This is a genomic window from Pseudomonas sp. RIT-PI-o, from assembly GCF_001297215.1.
Taxonomy (GTDB): domain Bacteria; phylum Pseudomonadota; class Gammaproteobacteria; order Pseudomonadales; family Pseudomonadaceae; genus Aquipseudomonas; species Aquipseudomonas moraviensis_A.
Window position 1 is genome coordinate 75116 of sequence record NZ_LHPA01000018.1, and the last position, 23626, is coordinate 98741.

Here is a 23626-nt window from a genome sequence, read left to right on the forward strand (position 1 = left end):
GACTCCCCTTCCATCCTGTTACGTTGAACTCACACCGGCGCCTTCCAACTCAACATCTGCTGCTGCGCCACCTGCAGCAAATCATTGCCATCCTGCGTCAGCAGGTAAAGCGCATGGGTGATGTGTGGAATGTCCTGCACGTCGGCGTGTTTGAAGCACAGGCAATGCAGGGTTTCGAGCAGGTCGGCGGCGGCGCGGATGCGCTGGACGGCGGCTTCGAGGATGTCTTTCGGGTTGGCCTGGGTGTCGATGAGCAGTGTCGGGGTTTCGGTGACGTTGCTGCTGAGGGGGAGATAGCGGTTTTGTAGCAGTTTGATTATTGGCATATTGATTACTCGATTGTTTCAAAAGTAACCGCCGACACCGTGACCAAACGATGGGAGGCGGACCGTGTACAGGCTTGGTCAACCGAGAACAATCAACTCAGCTCGCCCGAAGGCGTCCTGCACACGGCCGCCACAGCTATGCACTTCACGGTCAAAGAACTCCGCGGAGCAGATGATGGCACATATGCAATCGATTATTCCCGGGTGACCAAACCCGAACCACTGATTTTGCAGCGGCAACCGAAAATAACCGCCCCGCTCCAACCGCCGAAAGCAGACAAGGCACCAGCCTTTGTAGGAATTCGCCAAACCTTCCAAAGAAAACCACCCCACTCCCTGACAGCCGGCGTTCAGCCCGGTTAACCATCCCTTAACGCCGTGGTCAAAAACTCTACTGAACCGCACGCCCTCAGCCATTCTGGCTGTCGCCCGGTGCGGCAGGTTCGGCTGAATCACGCCGAACTGTAGAACCGCCACACGGGAGTCCTTTCATGAACATTCGTCCTTTATTGCTCACTGCCGCCCTCGCCTGCACCGCGTTTGCCGGGCTGTCCCAGGCCAATGACACTTCCACCACGTCCAAAGCCGTGCCGTATCAGTACGGCATGCCGCTGCAGGTGGCCAAAGTGGTGTCGTTGACCGAGCCGCCAACCCAACTGTGCAAGGTGGTTACAGCCGATATGAAGTACATCGACAACGCCGGTCGACCTGAGGAAATCAGCTATAGGAAATTGTCTGACGCGTGCAACTTCCAGAACTGACAGAAACGTCTGGTTTGCGGGTTTGCGGTAGGCGTGAAGCGTTTCGACGGTTATTCTCGAAACCCTTCTCAATGCCGCAAGGATTGGCCATGCAGTTGTCGTTTCGCACGTTGTCGGGCTTCACGTGTTCGTTGTGTTTTTTGCTGGCGCTGGCCTGGGGCGTTTTCCCGGACAGGCTGCTGGCGATCTGGAGCCTCGAGTATTCCGACGCTGCCGGGTTTGTCGCGCGGCGCGGTGCGGTCCTGTTTGCGGCGCTGGGGGTGATGTTTTATCTGGTGCGCAACGCGCCGCCGTCGCTGGGGCGCAATGCGCTGAGCAACGGGTTTATCGTCGGTTGTTTTGGTTTGGCAGTGCTGGGCTTTGCGGAATGGATCAACGGCCATGCCGGCCCCGGGATTTTGCTCGCGGTGCTGGTCGAGTTCGCGCTGGGCCTTGGTTTTGTGCAGGCCCGGCGCGTGACGGTCGAACTGGGTGAAACGGTGCGTTAGACGGCTCTGGCTCGTGGGTAGTGATGTTGGACCGCTTGCTCTTTCAGCTCCGAGCGCAACCCGGCGATCAGGTCGTTGATTTCACGACAGCCGTTGAGGCGGCTGGCGTCAATGTCACTGACCTGCAGATCGACCTGATCGGTCTGGTGATCGCCGAAAATCTTGACGGTCATCGACAAGTCCGGCGACAGCGTGCACTGGCAACGTTTCGGCAAAAAACTGCTTTCGATGATATTGCGTAGTTCCAAGGCAGACAGAAACATGGCGAAACCCTCTCCTTACTGTGAGATGCCAATCAAGTATTCACGCTGACCGTTGCTGCCCCTGCACGGGTGTGTCCCCGCTGTTTCCCTGGTGCGACAAGCGGTGGTACTGCGAAATGCCCATTGGAGTGTAGGCGCCCAGGCCGGTGCGCCGCACTGAAAAGACGCATAAAGCGTGCCTTTCATCGGTTCATTTTCACCCTTGTGAAATCAAGCACTTGGCGGCGGTGCCAGTATTTGGCTACTTGCAAAATGCAAGAATGGCCTCGGCGGGTACTGCATTTTGCAACTCGACGCTGGTTTGCAATCACGGCCCATGAGGGTAAGAATGCCCGTCATCTACCCTACACCCGCACGGAGGCTTCCATGGGTTCTTTACGCGTCTACGCGACCACCGGCTTGTTTATCGCCAGCCTGTCCACCCTCGCCCACGCCGCCAATCTTGAAGACGTCGCGCCGTACCCGAAGGCTGAAGCCGGGTTCACCCGCCAGGTCATTCACTTGCCCAAGCAAGAGCAGGAAGAGAACTTCCAGGTGGAAATCCTCGCCGGCAAAACCCTTGAAGTGGACTGCAACCGTCAGCGTTTGGGCGGTGTTCTCGATGAGAAGAATCTTGAAGGCTGGGGTTATCCGTTCTATCGACTGGAAAAGGTCATTGGGCCGATGAGCACGATGATGGCCTGCCCGCCCGGCAGCCAGAAGAAGCGCGCGTTCGTGCCGGTCGTTGGTGATGGCTTCATGCTGCGTTACAACAGCAAGCTGCCGGTCGTGGTGTATGCGCCGTCGGATGTCGAAGTGCGTTATCGCATCTGGTCGGCGTCGGATAAAGTCGGTACCGCCCTGCAGGAATAACCCGAACAAGGAGTGCGTCGTTTGATTACCTGCCACGTCCGATATGTCATTGATCCCTACCAATTGCCTGAGTTCGAGGCCTACGCCAAGGCCTGGCTCGGCATCGTCGAGCGCTTGGGCGGCACGCATCACGGCTACTTTTTGCCGTCCGAGGGCGCGAGCAACATCGCTTATTGCCTGTTCAGCTTTCCGTCACTGGCGGATTACGAAAGCTATCGGCACATCGCGATGACCGACCCGGAAAGCACTGCACTGGTGGCCAGTCTGGTCGAGAAGAAGTTTATCGTCAGCTACGAGCGCAGCTTCCTGCGCCCCTTGCTGCCGTAAACATCTTCACGCCGAGACGCCGCACACCGCAGCGCGCTCGGCGACATGGCGCAGGCTGTCGAAGTTGATATTGGCGCCCGAGTCGATCGCCACGAATGTCTGCTCACGCACCCCGGTTCGCCCTACGTATTGCTTGATCCCGGCCACGGCCAACGCGCCGGAAGGTTCGGTGATCGAGCGGGTATCGTCGTAGATATTCTTGATCGCTGCGCAGAGGTCGTCGTTGCTGACGGTGATCACTTCGTCGACGCAAAAGCGGCAAACCTCAAACCCGAACGCACCAATCTGCGCTACCGCCACGCCATCGGCGAACGTCCCGACATTGGGCAGCACGACGCGCTGATCGGCTTCGAGCGCGGCCTTCAGGCACGCTGAATGTTCGGATTCGACGCCGATGATGCGCACTTCCGGGCGCAGATATTTGACGTACGCCGCGATGCCGGCGACCAAGCCTCCGCCGCCGACCGGGACAAAAATCGCATCCAGCGCGCCTTGATGCTGGCGCAGGATTTCCATTGCCACGGTGCCCTGTCCGGCGATCACATCTGGGTCATCGAAGGGTGAAACAAAGGTGCATCCGGTCTGTTCGGCCAATTGCAGCGCATGAGCCAATGCAAAGGGGAAACTCTCGCCGTGCAGCAATGCGTCGGCACCGCGACTGCGCACGCCGAGTACTTTGAGCTCAGGAGTGGTAGACGGCATGACGATCGTCGCAGCGATGCCCAACTCCCGCGCCGCCAGGGCTACGCCTTGCGCATGATTACCCGCCGATGCGGTGATCACTCCCCGCGCTCTCTGCTCATCGCTCAGTTGCACGAGTTTGTTGTAAGCACCACGGATCTTGAAAGAAAACGTCGGTTGCAGATCTTCGCGCTTGAGCAGGACCCGATTGCCCAGTGCTTCCGACAACGCCGGAGCTGGCTGCAACGGCGTGCGCACCGCAATGTCGTACACCGGCGCGGCGAGGATCTTTTTCACGTAGTGCTCGAGCAGGGCTTGCTGGTCGGTGCTGTGTGGCATGGTCGTCTCCTGACATTTTGCAGAACCCCGGAGACAGAAAGTAAAAACCCGCCTCTAGGGCGGGTTGGGTGCGCAGTCGTGAGCTAGCCCGCCAAATGAGGAATGGCGGTAATAATCATTGGCTGGCAGCGCGATACGGTGAAAGTCATGGGCTGGAAATTAGCCTGCGCGGTGCTGGCAAGTCAATGGCCAATTCCTGGCAGCGGCGTTAGTCTGGCGACTCTCTCATCACACCAAGGAAGGATTGCATGATGTCTATCACCCTGCCCCTCACGGCTTTGCTCGCTTTTAGCGGTTACACCGTTTCGGTGATGCTCCAGGCCGAACAGTCATTGATCGACTTCGGCATCAGCCTGATGACGCGGCCCGATACCGCGCAGGTGGTGATTGATCTGTACCTGCTGGCGACACTGGCGGGCATCTGGATGGTCAAGGACGCGCGGTCGCGTGGGCAGTCGGTTTGGTCGGTACTGCCGTATTTGTTGCTGACCGCGGTTTTCGTGTCGATCGGGCCGTTGTTGTATCTGGTGGTGCGTGGGGTTCGCGAGCGGCGCAAGGCAGTGGAAAAGTGCAGCCAGATACTATGAACACCTGAAAACCCTGTAGGAGTGAGCCTGCTCGCGATGGCGGAGTGTCAGCCAAAGATGAGGTGACTGACGCTCCGTTATCGCGAACAGGCTCACTCCTACACTGGAATGTCATGGGATTCAGCCTTTTTTACTGCGACGAACGCGGCGGTTTCATAAGGCACTGTCACCGTGTCCCTGCCGCGCAATTCTGGTTCTGCGGCAATCAACGCACGAATCTGCTCATCAACCTGCGCCCGCTGCGCCTCCGGCAGCGCGGCGATGAAACTGGTGGAACGCACACGGTTGAAGATCACGTCTTCCGGCGATCCGGTATGACCATGGTGAAACCGTTCAACCTGCAAGGGCGCGAATGCAGGGTGCGGAAACGCTTCGCGCCAGACGCCGGTGTAATAGCGCGGTGTGTCACCTTCCAGCGCATTGACGATGGCATCCAGTTTCGGCACCCAACTGACTTCAGTGTCACGCAGGTTCCAGATCAGCCCCAACTTGCCACCTGGCTTGAGCACCCGGGCGATTTCGCTCAGCGCCTCGGCGCTGGCAAACCAGTGAAACGCTTGTGCGCAGATCACCACATCCACTGAAGCATCCGGCAACGGCAGATCAGTCGCTGTGCCGCTCACCGCCAAAACTTGAGGCCATGCGTCAGAGAGTTTTTCCAGCATCTGCGCCACCGGTTCCACGGCGATCACCTGAGCACCGGTCGCCAGCAGCCGGCCAGTGAACTTGCCGGTGCCGGCACCCAGATCGATCACGGTTTTATGCCCATCCAGGCCCAGCGTCGCGGTCAACCATTGACTGACCTGCGGCGGATAGTCCGGCCGCCCTTTGACGTAGGTGTCGGCAGCGCTTTTGTAGCCGGCAGCGGCTGAGTGATGGACCTGATCGTTCATGACAATGCTCCTTCAGGCAAAACATCGGATCAACGGCAGACGCTTCCGAGCATAGCGCTTGAATTTACGCTGAACTTGAACAGTCACTGATAAAGCAATGAATAAAAATTCACCCTGTGGGTGTTCAAAGTGAAACACAACCTTCTGTGGAGCCTTCCATGAATATCCGTCCCGTTATGTTCGCCGCCCCGTTTCTGCTGGTCGCGGCGATGTCCAGCCAATTGGTCGTGGCCAGTGGTGGCGAAAAAGACCCCGTCCAGAAACCCGAATGCCCGAAAGGCCAGGTCTGGGACAGCAAAACGCAGAAATGCGTGCTGCAAACCAGCAGCCTGCTGCCGGACGCCGACCGTACTATTTATGCCTATCGCCTAGCAGATGGCAACGCTGTTGAAATCGCGGTTCATCGGTTAGTGCCCTGAGGGAATCAGGCATCCACTTTGAAAGTGTCGAGGGAAAACCAGTCCGGCGTCGGCATGTGGAACTCCAGGCGTGCGATCCCCGGTGCATCAAAGGCAACATTGACCGGTTTGCCGTACGACATGCCTAACGTCCGACGCCCCAGGAGCATCCCATTGCTGGCGAAGTAAGCCACGGTGCTGTCCTCATAGTTCACGCTTAAATGAAAGAAGCTGATTCGCGAGCATGTATTTTTCAGCTTTATTTCTACGACTTGCGCAGCCTGGCCAAACGCGTCGCGACCGATGCTCAGTACCTGACCTTCGATTTGGCCGGGAAAGGATTCGCCGATGTCGGAACGCGGCATGATCGCGCATTCGCCGTCACCGGATTTGAACGTGATCTGCATAGTGGGCGTTTCCATGATTGCGCCCTGCCGTGCCGTCTGATTCGGTACCCCGGTGAAATCTTCCATTAGTGTCGCTGGAGAATTCAGCACGGTAAATGTCGGCGCGTTGAACACCACCGCCGTGGTTTCATCATCGAGCCCGTCATAGGCAACTTTCAATTCCATGCGCAGGGGCGTACCTGGCTTGAGCTTCAGAAGTTCGCTGCGAGGCAGCGCATTATCCAGCCCACTGTCTTTCTCCGGCGCTGTCACTGGAGCAGCCTTGGCGATGACAATCGGGTGATCGTTACCGTTGATACCGGTGCCGTACAAGCGGAACCAACGCAACTGCCCCACCGCCATCGATGGCCACACCGCACATTGCGCCTGCGCACCACCGCTAAAATCAGCCAGATCAAGTATCCCGTTGCGGGCCTGAGGAATATCGGGTGACGGCAGCCGTCGATCCCGATCCTCGATCCGCTTGAGCACCACGTCACGGTGCATGGAGGGTTGAGGGGCCGCACCACGCAGCAGCTCCCATGACAGCTGGATTGTCTTGCCATGACTGGCCGCCAGCACTGGAGACTCGATCAGAAAGTTGGCCCGGTGATTCTTGTTGAATGCGGTTGGAGCAAAGACCGGCGAGACGGGCCCGGCTGCGCCCTGGATCAACAATCGCGCTTCGTCACCCGGTTGATCCTCCAGATACTCGACTCGGGCTGTCACGCCGTTGGGCAAATCCAGAGGGTCGATCAGGTAACCGGAGCCCACCAGTGCAGGTGGCAAAAGTGTCGCAGCGGGTTCGCCAGTGATGCTGGCTTTCAGGGCGTAGGACCGATCGAGCTCGGTCCCTTGGCTGACGCGCCTATAGGTAAACACTGCATGGCCCTTCGCGGCGGCGGCAAACGCTGCGTAAGGCACAGGGATCGAGTAGGAAAACGGCGCATTCTTCACTTTTTCGCTCAGCGTCAAATGGTCCAGTAACACTCCGTCCTCAGCGTAGAAGCGCCCCGTCAAACGGATTTCATCGTCTCTGAGCCAACTGCGCGATACATAGATTTGTGCAATCGCTGGTCCACCAGCCAGCTTGTTCAGGTCGATGATCCTGACGTCATCGTCAGGATCATCGGGCTTCTCGCTGAGGATCGGCGGGTCATACCAATTGCCCTTCCGATTGACATAAAGGTACTGGCTGGCCGAGGCAGGACTGTTGACATCCGGACTGTTGCCCACGCGATCAAGTACCGTGAAACGCACTTCGAAGCGCGGACTGTCACCCGCCTCGTCGAAGGTTGCCTCATCGATGATCATCTGGATGGGCTGCTGTCGATTCGCCTCTTCCTCACTGACCGGGTGGCGCAAGGTTTTACCATTGCAATACAACACGATGGTGTCGAACGCTCTCATCAACGGGTAGGCCACCCTGGCGCTTACACCTGCAAGCGCGCGCTCAGCGTCGATACCTTCATCCACTGCATCCTGATCCACTTCAAGCACCAATTCGGAATGGCCTGCCTCCTCAGGAAAACGGTCCACGTTACCCGGACGCTTGTCGTGATAAATGACCGTCAAAGGCGCCGAAGTTTCGAGCTCCATGCCTCCTCGCTCCAACCCGTACTCGAGAACGTTCAGCGGACTCTTCCATTTATCCGCAGCCACATAAACGATTACCTGTTGAGTCGTCTCGCCGATGGCGATGGTTTTGTCAGCAACCCGCTCTCCGTTCAAGCGCACGACATAGGTGTCATCGTCCTGCGCGGTAGTGGCGGGTTCGATGAACACCTTCACCCCCTCGGGGTACAGATAAGTGAGTGCCAGAGGCAGCCCGGCGTCTGCATTTTCCGGTCCGAGGACTGGCTGACTCATGCCAGGGATTCGTGGTTTTTCGAGGGTCTTGACGTTCATGGTGGTCATCCTTTTCCAATCGGGATCCGATGCGATGGGTGGCGAAGAGGCATTTCCTGCGCATGAGACACCCATCGGCTGCGGTTGCCTACTGTCAAACCTGACAGGTACCCCCTATGAAACCAGTGCAAAACGTTTCCATTGGTCGGAAAACACAATTCCACTGTGAAGCGAGCCTGCTCGCGATGACGGTATATCAGCTGAATATGCGCTGACTGACCCAACGCCTTCGCGAGCAAGCCAGCTCCCCCAGGTCACTACTCAGAGACATGAATCTCAGGCGTTAGTGGGCAACCACAACCGGAACCGTGCGCCGCCCAACGGCGAGGGCTCCACGGTCAACACGCCCCCCTGCGCTTCCAGTGCCCGGCGGCTGATCGCCAGGCCCAGACCAAACCCACCGGTGGCGCGATCACGGCTGCGGTCGAGTCGATAGAACGGCTCGAATATCCGCTCACGTTCGTCGTCGGGAATCCCGATGCCGTCGTCATCGACCCAGATCTCGCAGCCCTCGGCATTCACCTGCACGCCAATCTGGATGCGCTTCCCGCAATAGCGCATGGCGTTGCGCAGCAGGTTCTGGATCGCCCGCGCGGTCAGGCGCGGGTCCAGCGCGAAGCGTTCGAGCTGACCGTGCAGCAGAACATCGATAACGATTTCAGGTGATTCCAGCTCCTCGTCGACGCTCCCGAGAATGCTGTCGATGAACTCGTCCAGCGAAACCTCGATACGCTCGGGCGATTGCGCGGGGTTCTGCAAGCGGCTGTAGGAAAGCAATTCCAGCACCAGTTCATCCAGCTCACGAATATGCGCGACCAGGCTCTGCAAGCGCTCGCGGCTGGCGGCCGGCAAGTCTTCGGAGAGCGCCAGCGCCAGGCCGAAATCCAGACGCGTCAGCGGCGTACGCAGTTCGTGGGAAACAGCGTTGAGCAGGTCGCGTTGCTGGTTGAGCAGGTTTTCGATATCACCGGCCATGGTGTCGAACACGTTGGCGAGACTGCCGATGTTCGAACTGGGCGCGATTTTGGTCCGTTCGCTCAAATGGCCTTTGCCGAAGCGCTCAGCGGTGCCTTTCAAGCGTTCCAGATCGCGCCAGTGCGGGCGCAGCCAAAGCAGCAGGCAGCCGAGCAACATCGCGCCGATCAGCACGTTGATGCTCCAGTACAACAGGTCAACGTCGACCGGATCCGGCGGCACGACCATGCGCACGGCCATGTCCGCATTCAGCGGAGTGACCGCCAGCGTCCGCCAGCCCCAGTCGCCGATACGCACAACGTTTTCACCACGGTGTAATCGTTCCTGCTCAATGGGCGTGAATACCGGGTCGTCGATTGGCGTCAGGACGATGTGCAAAGGCTGGAACTCCTTGTCCATCGACGCAGCAATCGCCGGCCACTGTTCTTGCGGCGCGGCATGAAACTGACGGGTGATCAGTGATTGCAGGCCTCGGGAGAACTCCAGGTTGTAGGTGACGAAGCGATCCCGAAAAACCATCACCACCAGATCCGGCACCAGATAGATCGCCGCGCTATAGGAGACGATCGTCACCAGATACAGGCGAAACAGGATGCGAAACATCAGTTCAGCATTCCCATTCCGAGCGGCTGAACAGATAGCCCTTGCCCCACACGGTCTTGATCTTGCGCGCCTCGCCGGCGTGATCATCGAATTTGCGCCGCAGCTTGGAAATTGCCACGTCCACCGAGCGGTCGGTGCCGTTGAATTCGATACCGCGCAGTCGCTGCAGAATCTGATCGCGACTCAGCACTTCGCCGGCGTGCCGCGCCAGCACCACCAGCAAATTGTATTCGCCGCTGGACAGTTCGACCGCTTGATCGCGCCAGGTCACGGTGCGTTCGGAGAGGTCAATGCACAGATTGCCCATGACGATCCGGTCATTGACCGCCAGCGGTTCGCCGAGGCTGCTGCGTCGCAGCAACGTGCGCACCCGCGCCAGCAGCACCCGGGGCTCGCAGGGTTTGGTCACGTAGTCGTCAGCGCCCATCTCCAGGCCCAGCACCTGATCATGACTGTCATCGCGGGCCGTGAGCATGAGGATTGGCAGCGTCGCCGAATCGGCGCGCAGCAAACGGCAGACTTGCAGGCCATCGAGGCCCGGCAGCATGAGGTCGAGGATCACCAGATCCGGCGGACTGATCCGCGCCCGCTCGCGCACATGGTCGCCACGGCCAATGACGCTGACGGAATAACCGTTACGTTCCAGGTAGCTGGAAATCAGTTCGGCGAGGGCGGTGTCGTCTTCGACCAGGAGGATGTTGGGCATGGGGTGTTCCAGAAAAATGCTGGGGCGACAGTCAGGGCCTCATCGCGAGCAGGCTCACTCCTACAGTTGGAATGCGATCTCCTGTGGGAGCGAACCTGCTCGCGAAAGCGATCGAACTGTCGCAATAAATTTCAAGGGCTGCAGGATATACGCCCTCAACCGCCACTGAGCAAAACCCTTACACAATTTCACACAGCAACTACAAAGCTTCACCGCTAACCTCCCCGTCTGGCCGTAGGATGCGGCCTTCAATATTGGGGGTTGTACATGTCTGGAAAACTGCTGGCCGGGCTCGGCCTGATCGCATTGGCGCTGACGCTGAGCGCTTGTGATTCGTCCTCGAATGCCGAAGAGCAAGCGCCACCAGCCACGGTACGCATCGAGACCATCAAAACCCAGCCACTATCGATCAGCAGCGAATTGAGCGGGCGCATCGCCGCGCCACGGATTGCCGAAGTGCGTGCGCGAGTGGCCGGCGTGGTGTTGCAGCGCACTTATCGCGAAGGCAGCGACGTGAAAAAGGGTGATGTGCTGTTCCGCATCGACCCGGCGCCGTTCAAGGCGGATCTCGACAGTGCCGAAGCCGCACTGCGCAAAGCCGAGGCCAATGCCTTTCAGGCCAGACTGCAAGAACAACGCTACGCCCAATTGATCGAAGACAAGGCCATCAGCGGTCAGGACTACGACAACGCCCGCGCCGCTGCCCGGCAAACGGCAGCTGATGTTGCGGCCAGCAAGGCAGCGCTTGAACGGGCGAAACTGAACCTCGGCTACGCCACCGTCACTGCGCCGATTTCCGGGCGTATCGGCCGCGCGCTGGTCACCGAAGGTGCGCTGGTCGGGCAGAACGAAACCACGCCGCTGGCGCTGATTCAGCAACTCAACCCGATCCACGCCGACCTGACCCAGTCGACCCGCGAGCTCAACGAACTGCGTCGCGCATTCCGTTCCGGGCAGTTGCAGGAAGTCGGTCAGGATCAGGTCAAGGCCACTCTGATTCAGGATGACGGCAGCCTGTACCCGCTGCCCGGCAAGCTGTTGTTCAGTGACATCACAGTCGATCCGGGCACTGGTCAGATCATCCTGCGCAGCGAATTCCCCAACCCCGATCTCGACCTGCTGCCGGGCAGCTTCATCCGCGTACGCCTTGAACAGGCGACCATCCAGAACGGCATCACCGTGCCGCAACGCGCGGTGCAGCGTGACAGCGCCGGCATTGCCCAAGTGCTGACCGTCGACGAACAGATGCGCGTTGCCGAGCAACCGGTGCAACTGGGTGCGGTGCAGAACAATCGCTGGATCGTCACCGGCGGCCTCAAGCCCGGCGACCGTATTGTCATTGAAGGCCTGCAACACGCCCGTCCCGGGGAAAAGGTGCAGATCGACGAAACCCCTCTTCCACTTGCCCAGACCTCTGGTCAGTAAGCAGGACGCTTTTCTATGCCGCAGTTCTTTATCGACCGCCCGGTATTCGCCTGGGTGGTCGCGTTGTTCATCCTGTTGGCCGGTGCGCTGGCCATCCCACAGTTGCCGGTGGCGCAATACCCCGACGTCGCGCCGCCGCAGATCGAAATCTACGCCGTCTACCCTGGCGCCTCGGCGCAAACCGTCGATGAAAGCGTGGTCAGCCTGATCGAGGAAGAGCTTAACGGTGCCGATCACCTGCTCTATTTCGAATCGCAGAGCAGCCTTGGCAGCGCGACGATCAAAGCCACGTTCCAGCCAGGCACCAACCCGGAGCTGGCGCAGGTCGACGTGCAAAACCGCCTGAAGGTTGTCGAGTCGCGTCTACCGCAAGCGGTCAACCAGCAAGGACTGCAGGTGGAGAAGGTTTCTTCCGGTTTTCTGTTGCTGATCACCCTGACCTCCAGCGACGGTAAGCTCGATGACGTCGCGCTCAGCGATTACCTGGCGCGCAACGTGATGAACGAGATCAAGCGTCTGGACGGGGTCGGCAAGGCGCAGCTGTACGGCGCCGAACGGGCCATGCGCATCTGGATCGATCCGCAGAAGCTGATCGCGTTCAATCTGACACCGGCAGACGTCAACGCAGCCATCGTGGCGCAGAATGCCCAGGTGTCCGCCGGCAGCATCGGTGATCTGCCGTCACCTTCAACGCAGGAAATCACCGCGACGATTCTGGTCAAAGGGCAATTGTCGACACCCCAGGAATTCGCCGACATCGTGCTCAAGGCCAATCGCGATGGCTCCACGGTGCGCATCGGTGACGTCGCGCGAGTGGAGATCGGCAGTCAGGAATACCAGTTCGGCACACGCCTGAACGGTAAACCGTCCACCGCCGTCGGCGTGCAACTGTCACCAGGTGCCAACGCGCTGAACACCGCGACGCTGGTGCGGGCGAAGATGGACGAGCTGGCGCGCTACTTCCCGGTAGGCGTGGAATACAAGATTCCTTACGACACTTCGCCCTTCGTCAAGGTCTCGATCACCAAAGTGATCTATACCCTCGGCGAAGCGATGCTGCTGGTGTTTGCGGTGATGTTCCTGTTCCTGCAGAACGTGCGCTACACGCTGATCCCGACGCTGGTGGTGCCGGTGGCGCTGATGGGCACGTTCGCGACCATGCTGGCGCTGGGGTTCTCGATCAACGTGCTGACCATGTTCGGTATGGTGCTGGCCATCGGCATTCTGGTCGACGATGCCATCGTCGTGGTGGAAAACGTCGAACGGATCATGGCCACCGAGGGCTTGTCACCCAAGGAAGCCACGCGCAAGGCCATGACGCAGATCACCGGGGCGATCATCGGCATTACTCTGGTGTTGGTCGCAGTGTTTATTCCGATGGCGTTCATGCAAGGGTCGGTCGGGGTCATCTACCAGCAGTTCTCGCTATCGATGGCCACCTCGATTCTGTTCTCGGCGTTCCTCGCCCTGACGCTGACGCCGGCCTTGTGCGCGACCTTGCTCAAGCCTGTTGCCAAGGGCGAACATCACGAGAAATCGGGCTTCTTTGGCTGGTTCAATCGTCGTTTCGAGCAATTGACCGATCGCTATCAGGGCTGGGTCGGCTATGCGCTGAAGCGCACCGGTCGCTACCTGTTGATCTACGTCGTCCTGCTGATCGGGCTCGGGATATGTTTTGCGCGCCTGCCCTCCTCTTTTCTGCCGACCGAGGACCAGGGCTACACCATTACCGATATCCAACTGCCACCGGGGGCGACGAAGAACCGCACGGTGCAAGTGGCCGAACAGCTCGAAGCGCACAACGCGGGTGAGCCGGGGATCAGTGACAGTGTGGTGATTCTCGGTTTCAGCTTCTCCGGTAGCGGACAGAACGCAGCGCTGGCGTTTTCGACCCTCAAGGATTGGTCTGAACGCGGCAGTGACGATGCCGCCAGCTCGATCGCTGACCGGGCGAACGCTGCCCTCAGCCAGATCAAGGACGCCATGGCGTTCTCGGTACTGCCGCCGCCGGTGGATGGGCTCGGCACGTCCAGCGGTTTCGAGTTCCGCTTGCAGGATCGTGGTGGGCTCGGGCATGCGACGTTGATGCAGGCACGTACGGAACTGCTCGCCGCGGCCGAGAAAAGTCCGGTACTGATGAACGTGCGCGAAAGTGCGCTGGCCGAAGCGCCGCAAGTGCAGCTGATCGTCGACCGTAAACAGGCGAATGCCCTGGGCGTTTCGTTTGCCGACATTGGTAACGTGTTATCCACCGCAGTGGGGTCCAGCTACATCAACGATTTCCCCAATCAGGGCCGCATGCAGCGGGTGGTAGTGCAAGCTGAAGGTGATCAGCGCAGTCAGGTGGATGATTTGCTGAAAATGCACGTGCGCAACAACGCCGGGAGCATGGTGCCGCTGTCGGCGTTCGTCCAGGCCAACTGGATTCAAGGCCCGGCGCAGCTGACCCGCTACAACGGTTACCCGGCCATTGCTATTTCCGGCGAACCGTCAGCGGGGCACAGTACCGGTGAGGCCATGGCGGAAATCGAACGGCTGGTGGCGCAAGGGCCGAAAGGTCTGGGCCAGGAATGGACCGGCCTGTCGTTGCAGGAACGCTTGTCCGGCAATCAGGCGCCGATCCTGCTCGGTTTATCGTTGCTGGTGGTGTTCCTGTGTCTGGCGGCGCTGTATGAGAGCTGGTCGATTCCAACCTCGGTGTTGCTGGTCGTGCCGCTGGGTGTTCTCGGTGCGGTGTTGGCGGTAACGTTGCGTGGGATGCCTAATGATGTGTTCTTCAAAGTTGGTTTGATCACGATCATCGGTCTGTCGGCGAAGAACGCGATCCTGATCATCGAGTTCGCCAAGAGCCTGTATGACGAAGGTCATGACCTGATCGATGCGACGTTGCAGGCAGCGCGTCTGCGTCTGCGACCGATCGTGATGACGTCGCTGGCGTTCATTCTTGGCGTGGTGCCGTTGGCGATTGCCACGGGTGCCAGTTCGGCCAGCCAGCAGGCGATCGGCACTGGCGTGATCGGCGGGATGATTACTGCGACGCTGGCGGTGATCTTCGTACCCGTATTCTTCGTCGTAGTGATGAAACTCGTACAACGATTCACCAAACCCCACTGATCCAAATGTAGGAGCTGTCGAGTGCAACGAGGCTGCGATCTTTTGATTTTGAAAAGCTAAAACCAAAAGATCGTCCGATCGCGGCCCGAGCCATCGGCAGCTCCTACAAAATCAGGGTTGCGTACGCTATGGTGCAGAGACCATTCTCCAACGTGAGTCTCCATGCGCTTCCTCGCCCGCACCCACCCTCGCCTCTCCGCCGCCGCTCTGCTCGGACTCGCCACCGGCCTGCTGTTCCCCGCCGATTCGATCGTCAGCAAAATCCTCATCGGCTGGAACGCCGGTGTATGGACTTACCTGATCCTGATGTTCTGGCTGACCGTGAGCGCCAAGGCCCCGGACGTCAAACGCATCGCTGAAGTCGAAGACGAAAACGCCGGCCTGGTGTTGTTCGTGGTGTGCATTGCCGCGCTGGCGAGTCTGGCCACCATCACCTTCGAACTGGCCGGCAGCAAGGATCTGGATAGCACCCACAAACTGCTCCATTACGCGTTCACAGCACTCACGGTAATTGGTTCATGGCTGCTGATCGGGGTGATTTTCTGTGTGCACTACGCCAGGCTGTTTTACACCTGGGACGGTAAGGAGCCCGCCCTGCGTTTCGCCGAGGGTCTGACCACCCCCAATTATTGGGATTTTCTGTACTTCTCGTTCACTGTCGGCGTCGCGGTCCAAACGTCGGATGTGGGCGTAGCGACGCGGGGCATCCGCAAAATCGTACTGGCGCAGTCCCTGATCGGCTTTGTGTTCAACACTGCGATTCTGGGTTTTTCGATCAACATCGCCGCCGGGTTATTCGGGTAGGCAGCGCCCGCCCGTCGGTATCAGCGGGCAATCTCACGATCATTCACTTGACGCCCTATTTGTTTCTGGTGTTTCCTGAAACCGGTTTCAGGGCATCTTTCCGCCTTGGGCCTATAAATCCAATAACAAGGTTTAAGACCGTGCACGACTTTTCCGCCGCCCAGCGCAGCCGCGTCACCATGCTTGATGTCGCCGAACGCGCGGGCGTGTCCAAGGCCAGCGTATCGCGCTTCATCGGTGATGACCGCGCCCTGCTCTCCGAAGCAATCGCCCTGCGCATCGAGCAGGCCATCAGCGAACTTGGCTACCGCCCGAACCAGATGGCCCGTGGGCTCAAGCGCGGGCGCACTCGCCTGATCGGCATGCTCGTCGCCGATATCCGTAACCCTTATTCAATTGCCGTGATGCACGGGGTGGAAACCGCCTGCCGTGCGCACGGTTACAGCCTGGTGGTGTGCAACACCGACCGCGATGACGAGCAGGAACGCCAGCATCTGGCGCTGTTGCGCTCGTACAACATAGAAGGGCTGATCGTGAACACGCTTGGCCACCACCGTGACGAATTGCACGAGTTGCGCCGCGAGATGCCGCTGGTGCTGGTGGATCGCAAGGTGGACGGCCTCGACAGCGACATGGTCGGGCTGAATAACCCGCAAGCGGTGGAGATGGCGCTCGCGCACCTCGGGCAGCGAGGGTATCGCGATGTTTTATTAATCACCGAACCGTTTGATGGCACCAGTTCGCGGATCGAACGGGTCAGCAGTTTCCAGGCGCAGATCGCGCAGCGCTCGGGGTTAACCGGGGCAGTTGTTGAAACCGGTGATGGTCTGGCGAGCCAACTTCAGCAGTTCATGAACACGACCAATGCAGGGCCGAAAGCACTGTTTTGCGCCAATGGTGTGGCAGCGTTAGCCGCGACGACGGCGTTACGCCAAATCGGTTGTCGGTTGTTCGAGGATGTGGGGCTTATCGCCCTGGATGATCTGGATTGGTATCCGTTGGTGGGCAGCGGGATTACTGCGCTGGCGCAGCCGACGCAAGAGATTGGTGCGTGGGCGTTTGAGTGTCTGCTCAGGCGCCTGCGCGGGGATAACGAGGTGGCGCGGGTGATGGATTTTGCGCCGGAGCTGATTGAGCGGGGGTCTACTCTTGGGATTTGTGGTGTTTGAGCTGACGCTATCGCGAGCAGGCTCACTCCTACAGGGGAATGCATTGCAAACGTAGGAGTGAGCCTGCTCGCGATAGCGCCCGAGAGAACAACGCAGAAACACCCGATATTTTTTTGAACAAAAATGAAACCGGTTTCAGAGGTCAATAACAATGAACAAACCAGCCGTTTCCATCAGTCTGTCCAGCTACGGTGCCGACCTTGTGCGCCAGCGTGGCCAGGATTCCTTCATCGATATTCTCGCGGCGGCCGGGGCCAATCGCATCGAGTGGCGTGAAGAGCTGTTGACCCGTGAGGATCCGGCGCAACTGGCCCAGGCCACGCAAGCGCAAGGCCTGCAAAGCGTTTATTCCTCGCCCACCGAACTGTGGCTCGCAGGGCAAGCGCAGCCGAATCCCGAATTGATTACTGCGCTGCATCAGGCCCAGGCGTTCGGGTCGAAATGGCTGAAAGTGTCGCTCGGCTACTTCACCGACAACTCTGATTTGCAGGCACTGGCCGAGCGACTCCAGCAAAGCCCGGTGCAATTGCTGGTAGAGAACGACCAGACCTTGCATGGCGGGCGCATCGAGCCGTTTCAGCGTTTCTTCGCCGCCGTCGAACAGCACCACCTGCCGATCAAAATGACCTTCGACATTGGCAACTGGCATTGGCAGGACCAGTCCGCCGCCAGTGCCGCCCGCGCGCTGGGGCGACATGTCGGTTATGTGCATTGCAAGGCCGTTGCGCGCCGAGCCGACGGCAAACTGGTCGCCGTACCGCCAGCCATCAGCGACCTGCATCTGTGGGAACAACTGCTGCGGCACATGGACCAAGGCGTTATGCGCGCCGCCGAATACCCGTTGCAAGGCGATGACCTGGTGCAACTGACCCGCGAACACGTCGCCGCCCTCGCCCGCCTGGGGCAATCGCGCCTGGAGCCAGCTCATGTCTGAGATCGATATTCTTTCTTTCGGTGAAACCATGGCGATGCTGGTTGCCGAGCAGACCGGTGATCTGGCGAAGGTCGAGCAGTTTCATAAACGTATTGCCGGGGCCGACAGCAATGTCGCGATCGGCTTGTCGCGGCTGGGGTTCAATGTCGCGTGGCTGAGCCGCGTCGGTAATGATTCACTCGGGCGCTTTGTGGTCGAGACGCTGATCAAGGAAGGTCTGGATTGCAGCCACGTTGAAGTCGATAAAACCCATCCGACCGGGTTCCAGTTCAAATCGCGCAATGACGATGGCAGCGACCCGCAAGTCGAGTATTTCCGCCGTGGCTCCGCGGCCAGCCATCTGTCGCCGCGCTCCATCACCGACAACCTGCTCAGCGCCCGCCATCTGCACGCCACCGGCATTCCGCCGGCGCTGTCGGCTTCGGCGCGGGACATGTCCTTTGAACTGATGACCCGCATGCGCAACGCCGGACGCAGTGTGTCGTTCGATCCGAACCTGCGCCCGAGCCTTTGGGCCAGCGAGGGCGAGATGATCCGCGAGATCAACCGCCTCGCCGCCCTTGCTCATTGGGTGCTGCCGGGTTTGAGCGAAGGTCGTTTGCTCACCGGTTTTGACGACCCGGCGGACATCGCTGCGTTTTATCTTGATCAAGGTGCGGAAGCGGTGGCGATCAAGCTCGGGCCTGAAGGCGCTTACTACCGCACGCAGCTGGATCAGGGTTTTGTCGCTGGCGTGCCGGTGACCAACGTGGTCGATACGGTGGGTGCCGGAGATGGCTTTGCGGTGGGGATGATCAGCGCCCTTCTCGAGCATCAAAGTTTTGCCGAGGCGGTGCAGCGGGCGAACTGGATTGGCAGTCGCGCGGTGCAGAGTCGCGGGGATATGGAGGGCCTTCCAACCCGTCTGGAGTTATCGATTGAATTTGAATCCGCCTTCGCGAGCAGGCTCGCTCCCACAGGGCAACGCGTATCAAATGTGGGAGCGAGCCTGCTCGCGAAGAGGCCTGCCTAGGCAACGCAAATTTTTGAACCTGCTGCGACAAAAACAACAAGCTCAGGAGTCACACCGATGAAAACCGCAACCCTCGCCACCCGCCGCTGGTGGTACATCATGCCGATCGTGTTCATCACATACAGCCTGGCCTATCTCGATCGCGCCAACTACGGCTTCGCCGCTGCGTCGGGCATGGCCGAAGACCTGATGATCACACCGGGCCTGTCCTCGCTGCTCGGTGCGTTGTTCTTTCTCGGTTACTTTTTCTTCCAGGTACCGGGCGCGATCTACGCGCAAAAGCACAGTGTGAAGAAGCTGATTTTCGTCAGCCTGATCCTCTGGGGCGGTCTCGCCACGTTGACCGGCGTGGTCTCCAACGCCTATTGGCTGATCGTCATCCGCTTCATGCTCGGCGTGGTCGAAGCGGCGGTGATGCCGGCGATGCTGGTCTATCTCTGCCACTGGTTCACCCGGGCCGAACGCTCGCGCGCCAATACCTTTCTGATCCTCGGCAACCCGGTGACCATGCTGTGGATGTCAGTGGTCTCCGGTTATCTGGTGCAGCATTTCAGCTGGCGCTGGATGTTCATCATTGAAGGTCTGCCGGCGGTTCTGTGGGCCTTTATCTGGTGGCGACTGGCCGATGATCGTCCGGCCCAGGCCAAGTGGCTCAACGATCAGGAAAAACACGATCTGGAAAGCGCCCTCGCCGCCGAGCAGGTCGGTATCAAAGCGGTGAAGAATTACGCTGAGGCATTCCGTTCGCCGAAGGTGATCATCCTGGCGCTGCAGTTCTTCTGCTGGAGCATCGGCGTTTACGGCTTCGTTTTGTGGCTGCCGTCGATCCTCAAGGCAGGCGCGCAGATGGACATGATCGAGGCTGGCTGGCTGTCGGCGCTGCCGTATCTGGCGGCGGTGATCGGCATGCTCGCGGTGTCGTGGGGCTCGGACAAATTGCAGAAGCGCAAACGCTTCGTCTGGCCGCCGCTGCTGATCGCCTCGATTGCGTTCTACGGCTCCTATGCCTTGGGCGCCGAACATTTCTGGTGGTCGTACACACTGCTGGTGATCGCCGGCGCCTGCATGTACGCGCCGTACGGGCCGTTCTTCGCCATTGTTCCGGAAATCCTGCCGGCCAACGTCGCGGGCGGTGCCATGGCGCTGATCAACAGCATGGGCGCGCTCGGCTCGTTCGGCGGTTCATATCTGGTCGGTTATCTGAACAGCTCCACCGGTTCGCCCGGCGCTTCCTATCTGTTGATGAGCGGCGCGTTGCTGCTGTCGGTGGTGCTGACGATTTTCCTCAAGCCCGGCGCCAGTGATCGCGTCGTCGCCAAAGCCGTCGCCACACCGCGTGTGCCGGCGCATTCCTGAAAGGATTTTTGCCATGAAAAAACAGGTCGTGCTGTACAAGAAACTCTCGCCCGCGCTGATGGCGCGCCTGCAAGCGCAGTTTGACGTGACGCAGATCGAAAGCCTCGACGCCGATGGCCTCATGCAGTTGCGCGATGCCCTGCCCCGCGCCCACGGTTTGCTCGGCGCCAGCCTCAAACTCGATGCGGCGCTGCTGGATCTGGCGCCGCAGCTGGAGGCGATTGCCAGCGTTTCCGTCGGTGTCGATAACTACGATATTGATTATCTGAGCCGGCGCGGGATTCTGCTGACCAACACGCCGGATGTGCTCACCGAAACCACTGCCGACACCGGTTTCGCGCTGATCCTCGCCGCTGCCCGGCGCGTGGTCGAACTGGCGAACATGGTCCGTGGCGGCCAATGGAGTCGCAACATCGGCCCGGCGCATTTCGGCACCGATGTGCATGGCAAGACCTTGGGCATTATCGGCATGGGCCGTATCGGCGAAGCGCTGGCGCAGCGTGGGCATTTCGGCTTTGGCATGCCGGTGATCTATCACAGCCAGTCGCGCAAGCCGGCGGTCGAGGCGCGTTTTGATGCGCAGTATCGAAGCCTCGAAGAATTGTTACAGCAGGCTGATTTCATTTGCCTGACCTTGCCGCTGACGGCGCAGACCGAACGCTTGATCGGCACCGAACAGTTTGCGCTGATGCGCCCGGAGAGCATTTTCATCAATATCTCTCGCGGCAAAGTGGTCGATGAAGCAGCGATGGTCGAGGCATTGCGCAACAAGCGTATTCGCGCGGCGGGGCTGGATGTGTTCGAGCGCGAGCCGTTGAATCATGATTCACCATTGTTGCAGTTGAGCAATGTGGTGGCGACGCCGCACATGGGCTCGGCGACCCATGAGACGCGCGAGGCGATGGCGCGGTGTGCGGTGGAGAATCTGTTGGCGGCGCTGGGTGGGCAGCGGCCGGCGAATCTGGTGAATGCCTCTACTTGGCAAAACTGAGATCTCTGGTGTCAGTAAAGCCGCCTTCGCGAGCAGGCTCGCTCCTACATTTGAAATGCGTCCCCTTGTAGGAGTGAGCCTGCTCGCGATGAGGCAGGAACAGGCAACCCAAAACATCAGGCACTGCGCGCCTGCAGAAGCTGCACCGCACACAACGCAATCCGCGCGCAGGCATCCGCCAGTTTCACCCGATCCACCACCAGCCCTATGCGGATATGCCCCGCCGCGCTCGGCCCGAACGCCTCGCCTGCCAACACCGACACCCCGTAACCTTCCAGCAACCGCTCGGCAAACGCCTGTGCGCCGAGGCCAGTCTGGCGCACGTCGACCATCACGAACATGCCGCCATCCGGGCGGATCGGCTGCAAACCGGGGCAACCCTGCAACCGTTCGCACACCAGATCCCGGCGCAAGCGGTACTCCTCGCGCATCTGCGTGACTTCCGGCAGATCGGTTTGCAGCGCCACTTGCGCGGCCTTCTGGACGAAATCCGGCAGACCGAAGAGCATGCTCAGTGACAGGTTCACCAGATGTTCCGCCAAGGGTTTCGGGCCGATCATCCAGCCGATGCGCCAACCGGTCATCGCGTGGGATTTCGACAGACTGTTGATCGTCGCGGTGCGCTCGGCCATGCCCGGCAGGCTCGCCGGACTGATGTGCTCGCCTTCATATAACAGCTCGCTGTACACCTCGTCGCTGATCAGCCACAGGTCATGCCGAATGCACAGCGCCGCCAGTTCCTGCCAGATCAGCAGGGACAAGCTGGCGCCGCTGGGATTGTTCGGGCTGTTGAGCAGCATGGCGCGGGTTCGCGGGGTGATGCGCGCGGCGACATCGGCCGGGTCGACTCGAAAACCGTTTTCCGAGCGCACCGGCACAGGCACAACCGTCGCCCCGCAAGCGCCAAACACGCCTTCGTAGGTGACGTACATCGGTTCGGCGACGATCACTTCATCGCCCGGATCGAGCAGACATTGCGCCACCGAATAAACTGCGCATTGCGCGCCGGGCAGGACGATCACCTGATCAGGATCCACCCGTTGACCACTGCGCTGGCGATGACGCTCGGCAATCAGCCTGCGCAACTCGAATCGACCACGCACGTCGGCATAGTGCGTATCGCCGGCCAGCAGGCTGTCGATCGCGCCATGGACGATCGGTAACGGTGTATCGAAATCCGGATCGCCGACACTCAACAGCAAAACGTCGACGCCCTCGGCGCGCAGTTCCAGCGCTCGGTCGTGAATCTGCCAGGCGGCGGCTCCCTCCCCGGCGATTCGTTGGGTCAAGGCTGAATAGCGCATGTACGTCTCCTGAGGGCGCGGTCTCCAGCCTTCACCGTATCTCAAATCACGAAACGCGCCAGCCGTTTTGTCCCCAGGATGAATCTGAGGAGAAACTTCGCAGGATGCTCGATCACCGGTCCGGTGCCTACCTGTCAGAGTTGACAGTAGACCGATTGCAAGAATATTCCTCTAATGAACCCGCGGCAAAATGTTCAACCGTTTCTCATCAAAACAACGGAGTGTTAAAACGATGACAATTAATGAAAATATTCTCGATCTGGACCCACCGCGGATTCCTGATGCGTTACCAAATTTTCCTGACAGTCAAGTTAACTTGTTGCCATTGACTGCGCTGGAGTCGCCCTTGCTGGTGTTAATTCCAGAATGGTCGGATTTACCAACAACTCCAGGCATGCAAGTCGTGGTGAGTCTGTTGTTCAATGAGCAGCAAGTGGCGCAATACCAGTACACGACGCCTATTAACCCAGCGCTTTTCCCACTGAACGTGCATATTCCTAAGCATCATTTAGTAGAGGGCGCACACCGGGTTTCATACATCATGACAGTTTTCGAACGCCCAATGCCGTCGGCGAGCACGCCGATCACCGTCGATACAAGCGCTCCAAACCGCGGCAACCCGGGACACGCTCCGAACTTTCCGCTAGATGTCATCCGTGATGGGATTACACAGAGCTATCTAGACGAGAACGGTGATGAAGTTCTGGTAACTATTCCCCGGTATCTGCAGCAACAAGCCTGCGACAGCATCGAGCTTCACTATGGTTCACTAACAGATAAACCTGTCATCGTTAAAACGGTGCATGACTCGATCTCCCCTACCAAAATCAAACTGAGTGGCGAGATTATCCGTAGATACGGCTCCGGCATGATGCTCGCCTTCTACACGCTGGGCGATCGTGCAGGAAACCGGGGAAGTTTTTCTGAATTCGTGCAGATCAAGGTGAACCTTTCTTGAACGGTGATTGCCTGACGTGGGCCGGATGAAAACTGTTTCAGCCCACTTCAGGCAATTCCGTATTTC

The 23626-nt window shown here is 59.4% G+C and carries 23 protein-coding genes and 1 pseudogene; 15 read left to right on the forward strand and 9 right to left on the reverse strand.

The window, feature by feature from the left end; translation table 11 throughout:
* Positions 1-29 precede the first annotated feature (29 nt).
* Positions 30-326: a hypothetical protein gene (locus AEQ63_RS08125; protein ID WP_007912147.1), complete on the reverse strand. Its 297-nt coding sequence runs from the start codon at positions 324-326 to the stop codon at positions 30-32.
* A gap of 78 nt (positions 327-404) precedes the next feature.
* The gene (locus AEQ63_RS08130) at positions 405-803 is read right to left on the reverse strand and encodes a hypothetical protein (protein WP_064362698.1); all 399 of its coding nucleotides are present in this window, start codon (positions 801-803) and stop codon (positions 405-407) included.
* 14 nt (positions 804-817) lie between these two features.
* On the opposite strand from AEQ63_RS08130, the gene AEQ63_RS08135 reads away from it, so the two are divergent.
* Positions 818-1087 (forward strand): DUF2790 domain-containing protein, encoded by a 270-nt coding sequence (locus tag AEQ63_RS08135; protein ID WP_064362699.1) that lies wholly within the window; start codon positions 818-820, stop codon positions 1085-1087.
* Positions 1088-1176: 89 nt separating this feature from the next.
* Positions 1177-1575: a hypothetical protein gene (locus tag AEQ63_RS08140; RefSeq protein ID WP_064362701.1), complete on the forward strand. Its 399-nt coding sequence runs from the start codon at positions 1177-1179 to the stop codon at positions 1573-1575.
* Here AEQ63_RS08140 and AEQ63_RS08145 read toward each other — a convergent pair.
* A complete protein-coding gene (locus AEQ63_RS08145; protein WP_064362703.1) occupies positions 1572-1838 on the reverse strand; it encodes a DUF1652 domain-containing protein in 267 nt (88 codons plus the stop codon). The genes AEQ63_RS08140 and AEQ63_RS08145 overlap by 4 nt on opposite strands.
* Before the next feature lie 366 nt (positions 1839-2204).
* Here AEQ63_RS08145 and eco point away from each other — a divergent pair, with 366 nt between their 5' ends.
* Both eco and AEQ63_RS08155 read left to right on the forward strand, forming a co-directional pair.
* Positions 2205-2690 carry a serine protease inhibitor ecotin gene (eco, locus tag AEQ63_RS08150; RefSeq protein ID WP_064362705.1) on the forward strand — a complete coding sequence of 162 codons (486 nt, stop codon included), beginning with the start codon at positions 2205-2207 and terminating at the stop codon, positions 2688-2690.
* A 21-nt stretch (positions 2691-2711) separates the two neighbouring features.
* Positions 2712-3017 (forward strand): NIPSNAP family protein, encoded by a 306-nt coding sequence (locus AEQ63_RS08155; RefSeq protein ID WP_064362707.1) that lies wholly within the window; start codon positions 2712-2714, stop codon positions 3015-3017.
* Positions 3018-3047: 30 nt separating this feature from the next.
* Here AEQ63_RS08155 and ilvA read toward each other — a convergent pair.
* A pseudogene (gene ilvA / locus AEQ63_RS08160) lies at positions 3048-4037 on the reverse strand (threonine ammonia-lyase, biosynthetic); the annotation flags it as partial.
* Between the two features lie 248 nt (positions 4038-4285).
* Here ilvA and AEQ63_RS08165 point away from each other — a divergent pair.
* Positions 4286-4624 (forward strand): DUF2834 domain-containing protein, encoded by a 339-nt coding sequence (locus tag AEQ63_RS08165; RefSeq protein WP_064362708.1) that lies wholly within the window; start codon positions 4286-4288, stop codon positions 4622-4624.
* A 98-nt stretch (positions 4625-4722) separates the two neighbouring features.
* Here AEQ63_RS08165 and AEQ63_RS08170 read toward each other — a convergent pair whose 3' ends face one another.
* Complete coding sequence (locus AEQ63_RS08170) at positions 4723-5517, reverse strand: class I SAM-dependent methyltransferase (protein ID WP_064362710.1); 795 nt, start codon at positions 5515-5517, stop codon at positions 4723-4725.
* 158 nt (positions 5518-5675) lie between these two features.
* On the opposite strand from AEQ63_RS08170, the gene AEQ63_RS08175 reads away from it, so the two are divergent.
* Positions 5676-5936, forward strand: coding sequence for a hypothetical protein (locus tag AEQ63_RS08175; protein WP_152972339.1), 261 nt, complete (start codon positions 5676-5678; stop codon positions 5934-5936).
* Positions 5937-5941: 5 nt separating this feature from the next.
* Here AEQ63_RS08175 and AEQ63_RS08180 read toward each other — a convergent pair whose 3' ends face one another.
* The 3 genes from AEQ63_RS08180 to AEQ63_RS08190 all read right to left on the reverse strand — a co-directional run bounded on the left by AEQ63_RS08180 (position 5942) and on the right by AEQ63_RS08190 (position 10493).
* A complete protein-coding gene (locus AEQ63_RS08180) occupies positions 5942-8209 on the reverse strand; it encodes a hypothetical protein (RefSeq protein WP_064362714.1) in 2268 nt (755 codons plus the stop codon).
* A 276-nt stretch (positions 8210-8485) separates the two neighbouring features.
* Positions 8486-9787 carry an ATP-binding protein gene (locus tag AEQ63_RS08185; protein ID WP_042606876.1) on the reverse strand — a complete coding sequence of 434 codons (1302 nt, stop codon included), beginning with the start codon at positions 9785-9787 and terminating at the stop codon, positions 8486-8488.
* 4 nt (positions 9788-9791) lie between these two features.
* Positions 9792-10493 (reverse strand): response regulator transcription factor, encoded by a 702-nt coding sequence (locus AEQ63_RS08190; RefSeq protein ID WP_016774890.1) that lies wholly within the window; start codon positions 10491-10493, stop codon positions 9792-9794.
* Positions 10494-10760: 267 nt separating this feature from the next.
* Between AEQ63_RS08190 and AEQ63_RS08195 the strand changes: the two genes are divergently transcribed.
* The 8 genes from AEQ63_RS08195 (at position 10761) to AEQ63_RS08230 (ending at position 21298) form a co-directional block, all read left to right on the forward strand.
* A complete protein-coding gene (locus AEQ63_RS08195) occupies positions 10761-11918 on the forward strand; it encodes an efflux RND transporter periplasmic adaptor subunit (RefSeq protein ID WP_042606875.1) in 1158 nt (385 codons plus the stop codon).
* 15 nt (positions 11919-11933) lie between these two features.
* Positions 11934-15032 (forward strand): efflux RND transporter permease subunit, encoded by a 3099-nt coding sequence (locus tag AEQ63_RS08200; protein ID WP_064362716.1) that lies wholly within the window; start codon positions 11934-11936, stop codon positions 15030-15032.
* 162 nt (positions 15033-15194) lie between these two features.
* Positions 15195-15836, forward strand: coding sequence for a DUF1345 domain-containing protein (locus tag AEQ63_RS08205; RefSeq protein WP_064362718.1), 642 nt, complete (start codon positions 15195-15197; stop codon positions 15834-15836).
* Positions 15837-15976: 140 nt separating this feature from the next.
* Positions 15977-17005, forward strand: coding sequence for a LacI family DNA-binding transcriptional regulator (locus AEQ63_RS08210; protein WP_064362719.1), 1029 nt, complete (start codon positions 15977-15979; stop codon positions 17003-17005).
* 151 nt (positions 17006-17156) lie between these two features.
* Positions 17157-17939 carry a sugar phosphate isomerase/epimerase family protein gene (locus AEQ63_RS08215; RefSeq protein WP_064362721.1) on the forward strand — a complete coding sequence of 261 codons (783 nt, stop codon included), beginning with the start codon at positions 17157-17159 and terminating at the stop codon, positions 17937-17939.
* On the forward strand, positions 17932-18951 hold the full coding sequence (locus tag AEQ63_RS08220; protein WP_064362722.1) for a sugar kinase: 1020 nt from the start codon (positions 17932-17934) through the stop codon (positions 18949-18951). Before AEQ63_RS08215 ends, AEQ63_RS08220 begins: the two co-directional genes overlap by 8 nt.
* 57 nt (positions 18952-19008) lie before the next feature.
* On the forward strand, positions 19009-20307 hold the full coding sequence (locus AEQ63_RS08225) for an MFS transporter (RefSeq protein WP_042606869.1): 1299 nt from the start codon (positions 19009-19011) through the stop codon (positions 20305-20307).
* 13 nt (positions 20308-20320) lie between these two features.
* Entirely contained in the window at positions 20321-21298 is a 978-nt protein-coding gene (locus AEQ63_RS08230; RefSeq protein ID WP_064362725.1) for a 2-hydroxyacid dehydrogenase, read from the forward strand.
* 116 nt (positions 21299-21414) lie between these two features.
* Here AEQ63_RS08230 and AEQ63_RS08235 read toward each other — a convergent pair whose 3' ends face one another.
* A complete protein-coding gene (locus tag AEQ63_RS08235; RefSeq protein WP_064362727.1) occupies positions 21415-22602 on the reverse strand; it encodes a pyridoxal phosphate-dependent aminotransferase in 1188 nt (395 codons plus the stop codon).
* Positions 22603-22792: 190 nt separating this feature from the next.
* Between AEQ63_RS08235 and AEQ63_RS08240 the strand changes: the two genes are divergently transcribed.
* Positions 22793-23560, forward strand: coding sequence for a hypothetical protein (locus AEQ63_RS08240; RefSeq protein WP_152972340.1), 768 nt, complete (start codon positions 22793-22795; stop codon positions 23558-23560).
* The last annotated feature ends 66 nt before the right edge of the window (positions 23561-23626 follow it).